3 protein-coding genes and 1 pseudogene are annotated in these 4,840 nt (G+C 67.4%); all 4 read right to left on the minus strand.

Annotated features, from left to right (window positions below; all coding sequences use genetic code 11):
- Positions 1-1,649, minus strand: a pseudogene (locus tag GJ633_RS14035) (cation acetate symporter); the annotation flags it as partial.
- Positions 1,646-2,044 (minus strand): DUF4212 domain-containing protein, encoded by a 399-nt coding sequence (locus GJ633_RS14040; RefSeq protein WP_156589315.1) that lies wholly within the window; start codon positions 2,042-2,044, stop codon positions 1,646-1,648. The gene GJ633_RS14040 and the pseudogene GJ633_RS14035, both read right to left, overlap by 4 nt.
- Before the next feature lie 111 nt (positions 2,045-2,155).
- Positions 2,156-4,150, minus strand: a complete 1,995-nt coding sequence (gene acs, locus GJ633_RS14045; RefSeq protein WP_156589316.1) for an acetate--CoA ligase — start codon at positions 4,148-4,150, stop codon at positions 2,156-2,158.
- Between the two features lie 118 nt (positions 4,151-4,268).
- Positions 4,269-4,840: bacterio-opsin activator domain-containing protein (locus GJ633_RS14050; RefSeq protein ID WP_197431357.1), on the minus strand; the 572-nt coding region annotated here is incomplete at its 5' end.

Here is a 4,840-nt window from a genome sequence, read left to right on the forward strand (position 1 = left end):
GACGTCCTCTGCGGTCTGCTGTTGGCGCATCGGCTCGGGACTGTGACACTGCCGGACGATCTGCTTCGTCTCCATCGGCGGCTCGTCGGTGGCATCGAGACGACGATGGTGACGAGGAAGACGACGGGCACGGCGACGAGCGCGGACCCGATGGCGGGTAGCCAGGTGGCCAGGCCGGAACTGAGCGGCGCCTCGAGGCCGCTGATGTAGGTCGGGACGACCTCGTTGACCATCGAGATTCCCCAGATGGTCAGCCCGGTCGTCATCCCGGCGAGCGCGCCCTCGCGGTTCGTGTTCTCCCACCACATGCCGAGGAAGAACATCGGGAACAACACGGCGCCCGCGAGCGAGAAGGCGTACGAGACGAGCGCGGCGATCGGCGCCGCGGGGTCGAGCGCGGCCAGCGTCGTGATGACGCCGAGCAGCACGATGCTCAGGCGACCGACGAGCACCTGCTGGCGCTGGGTCGCGTCGGGGTTGATGATGTTCGTGTAGATGTCGTGGGAGATCGCCGACGAGCCGGCGATGAACAGCCCGGCGGTGGTCGCGATCGCCGCCGCGATACCGCCCGCGGCGACGAACCCGACGAACCACGGCGGGAGGTTCGACAGCTGCGTGGCCAGCACGACGATCACGTCGGCCGCCTCGGACGTCATGCCGGGGTCACCGTACACCGCGCCGATGTTCTCCGCGTACAGGTCCGTACCGAACGCCGCGAACGCGGGGGCGCTGAAGTAGAGGATACAGATGAAGAACAGCCCCCAGACGGTGGACCAGCGGGCCGTCCGCTCGTTTTCCACCGTGTAGAAGCGGACCAGCACGTGCGGGAGCCCGCAGGTGCCGAAGATGAGCGAGAACGCCGTCGCGATCCACAGGTAGTAGCTCGCGTTGGCGAACGGTTCGGAGAACTCGGCACTTAACGTCCCGATGAGGGCGCCGTACTCGATCTGCGGCAGCACCGTCGAGTAGCCGTTGACGAGGCCGACGGCGTACAGTCCGGCGACGAACGCGACGATGAGGATGACGTACTGGACGGCCATGTTCTTCGTCGCGCCCAGCATCCCGGAAAGCGTCAGGTAGCCGACGGTGATCGCCATCATGATGATCACCATCGCCTGGTACCCGCTCAGGCCGAGGAAGCCGAGGTCGCCGAAGATGTACAGGCCGACGAGCGCCATCCCCCGGGCCTGGCCGATGGCGTAAACGAACCCGATGAGGAACGTCGTGACCGCACCGATGGCGCGCGCGGTGTCGGAGTTGAAGCGGTCGCCGACGAAGTCGGGCGCCGTGTACTTCCCGAACCGGCGCAGCTGCGCGGCGAGGAAGATGAGCAGGATGAAGTACCCCGTCGTCCAGCCGACGACGAACGCGAGGCCGTACATGCCGGCCGTCGCGATCAGCGCGGCCATCCCGAGGTACGACGCCGCAGACATCCAGTTCGCGCCGATCGCCATCCCGTTTTCGAGGTTGCCGATCGAGCGACCGGCGACCCACATGTTCTCCGTGTCGGCGACACGGAAGATGAAGCCGATGGCGATGAACACCAGCAGCATGCCGATGACCAGCACCGCGGGGAGCGGCTTGAACGAGACGTTCAGCCCTTCCGGCAGCAGTTCGCTCTGTAACAGCGTGGCCGCGAGCGCGCTCATGCGTCACCCTCCGCGGCGTCGTGGTCGATGCCGTACTTCTCGTCGAGCGCATCGCGCCGCTTCGCGTACCACGCCGCGAGGATCAGCGCGCCGCCCGGTCCGCCGATGGCGATGAGGAAGTAGTGGAGCGGGAAATCGAGGATCGGCATCTGTGTCGTCATCGCGCCCGGCGCGAGGACGGTGGCCGTCACCGGTCCGAAGACGACGACCGCCCAGATGAGGAATCCGGTCCAAACGACCCGAAGGTGCTCGCGCATGTACGGGGTGCTCGGGCTCAGGATGTTCACCTCCGAGTCGAGGTAGTCGGTCTGTTGGTGCGTCTGTGCCGCGCTCGCGGTGACGCCGCCGTCGGTCTCGACGGTGGTGTCGGTGTCGTGTGAGGTATTATCTGTCATCTATCGCAGTGTGGTGTCGGCTCTTGTGTGTGAGTCGTTCGTGACGTGATTTCGTCGCGTCGTGGCGTCTTGGTGTCGTCGGGTACCGACGAAAACGGGAAGCTTCGGGAGCTACTCCGCGTTCGCCTTCTCCTGGATCTCCTCGACGATCTCCGGGTTCCGGAGGGTGCTCGTGTTACCGAGTTCCTCGCCGTCGGCGATGTTCTCGAGGAGGCGACGCATGATCTTCCCGGAGCGGGTCTTCGGGAGGTCGGGCGTGAACACGACCTGTTCCGGCCGGGCGATCGGGCCGATGGCGTCCTCGACGCCGGCGACGATGGCCTCGCGAAGCTCGTCGTTCCCCTCGTAGCCGTCCTCGGTGGTCACGTACGCGTAGACGGCCTCGCCTTTGATCTCGTGGTTGCCGCCGACCACCGCCGCCTCGGCGACGCCCTCGACGCCGACGATGGCCGACTCGATCTCCATCGTGCCGAGCCGGTGGCCGGAGACGTTGATCACGTCGTCGACCCGGCCGAGCACGGTGATGTACCCGTCCTCGTCGATCTTCGCGCCGTCCTCCGGGAAGTACACCCAGTCGTCTGGATCGTCGCTGTCGGTGTCGGAGTACTCCGCCCAGTACTCCTCGATGTACCGCTCGTCGTTGCGGTAGAGCGTCCGGAGCATGCCGGGCCACGGCTTGTTCACCGTGAGGTAGCCGGCCTGTCCCGGCTCGACCTCCTCGGCTTCGGTGTCGACGATCTGCACGTCGACGCCCGGCAGCGGCGGGCCGGCCGCGCCCGGCTTCATGTCGTTCACGCCGGGCAGCGTCGTCACCATCATGCCGCCGGTCTCGGTCTGCCACCACGTGTCGACGACCGGACACTCCTCGGCGCCGATGTGCTGGTAGTACCACTTCCACGCGCGGGGGTTGATCGGCTCGCCGACCGTCCCGAGCAGCCGCAGGCTGGAGAGGTCGTGACGGTCCGGGTACTCCGCACCCCACTTCATGAACGCGCGGATCGCGGTGGGCGCGGTGTACAGCTGGGTCGCCCCGTACTCCTCGATTATCTCCCAGAGGCGGTCGCGATCCGGGTGGTCCGGCGTCCCCTCGTACATCATCGTCGTCGTCCCGAGCGCGAGCGGACCGTAGACGATGTAGGAGTGGCCCGTGATCCAGCCGATATCGGCCGAACAGAAGTACGTGTCTTCGGGCTTGACGTCGAGGACCGCCTGCGACGTCCAGGACACCCACGAGAGGTAGCCGCCAGTGGTGTGTTTCACCCCCTTCGGCTTCCCCGTGGTTCCGGAGGTGTACATCAGGAACAGCATGTCCTCGGCGTCGCGGGTGACCGGCTCGACCTCCGCGCCCGCGTGCTCGTCGACCAGCTCGTGGTAGTCGAACTGGTCCGCGCCGAGGTCGTGTCCGAAGTCGTCGCCGTTCGGTCCGAGCCGGTCGACGACGATCGTCGTCGTGTCGTGGTCGACGCCGGCGAGCCCTTCGTTGGCCTTCTCGAGGTGGTCGAGCGGGTCGCCGCGGCGGTAGTACCCGTCGCACGTAACGAGATACTCCGAGTCCGCCGCGTTCATCCGGGTCGCGAGCGCGTCGGCGGAGAAGCCGGCGAACACGACGCTGTGCGGGGCGCCGATCCGGGCACACGCCAGCATCGCGATCGGCAGCTCCGGGATCATCGGCATGTACATCGTCACGACGTCGTCCTCCTCGACGCCCTGCTCGCGGAGCGCGGCCGCGAACTCGTTCACCTCGCGGTGGAGCTCCTCGTACGTGTACGTGCGGTCGTCCTCGTCGACGGGCTCGCCGACCCACTCGATGGCGGCCTCGTCGCCGCGCTCGTCGAGGTGTCGGTCGAGGCAGTTCGCGGACGCGTTGAGCTCCCCGCCCGTGAACCACTCGTAGAAGGGCGGGTCGCTGTCGTCGAGCACCTGGTCGTAGCCGGTCTCCCAGTCGAGAAGGTCGGCGGCCGTCTCCCAACACTCCGGCCAGTTCTCCTCGAACTCCTCGTAGAGGTCCGGGTCCGACTCGTTCGCCTGCGATACGAACGACTCGGGCGGTTCGAACACCGCCTGCTCTTCCAATCTCGCTTCCAGTTGACCGTCTCCCTCTGTCATGGTACAGTCGTACTCAATCGATCTCGACATATAAACGCTCACGCTAAATAGGAAAAAATCGTGATAGATGTGGGGCGGTCGCGGGGAAGACCGATCGGGAGCGGTCGACTTCGCCGCGCTATCGGCGCCGTCCGTCCTCGAAGAGCCCGTCGAGGAGGGCGCGCTGGGCCTTTCGCAGGTGGTTGTGGAACGTGGGCGAGGAGACCTCCATGGCGTCGGCCACCTCTTCGGCGGTGCTCCCGCGCGGCCAGTCGAAGTACCCGCCGTGGTACGCGGCCGACAGCGCCGCCCACTGGCGGTCCGTGAACCGGTCCGCGATCCCCTCGCGGAAGGAGGACTCGGTGGCGGGCGACCGCGCGACGGACTCCTTGCTAGCGAGCCGAACGTCCGGGAAGGCGGCGCGGAGCCCGTCGGCGACGGGACGCACGTCCGTCCCCTCTGGGAGGTCCCCGACGACGCGGACCTCGCCGTCGGTCGCCGTCGCGTCTCGGACCGTCGCGCCGTGTTCGATGAGCGCTCGTACCACCGAGCCGCCGTCGACGCGCACCGACGCCGAACACCCGTTCTCGCGCGTCTCGACGACGCGGGGGTCGGAGACGCCCGGAGTCGCCGAGACCACGTCGGCGAGGTCCTGCGGCCCGGCGTCGGTCACGGAGAGGTACAGCCGCGACGCGTCGTCCGCGACCGCGA

The sequence above is a fragment of the Halorubrum sp. CBA1125 genome (assembly GCF_009742825.1).
GTDB lineage: Archaea > Halobacteriota > Halobacteria > Halobacteriales > Haloferacaceae > Halorubrum.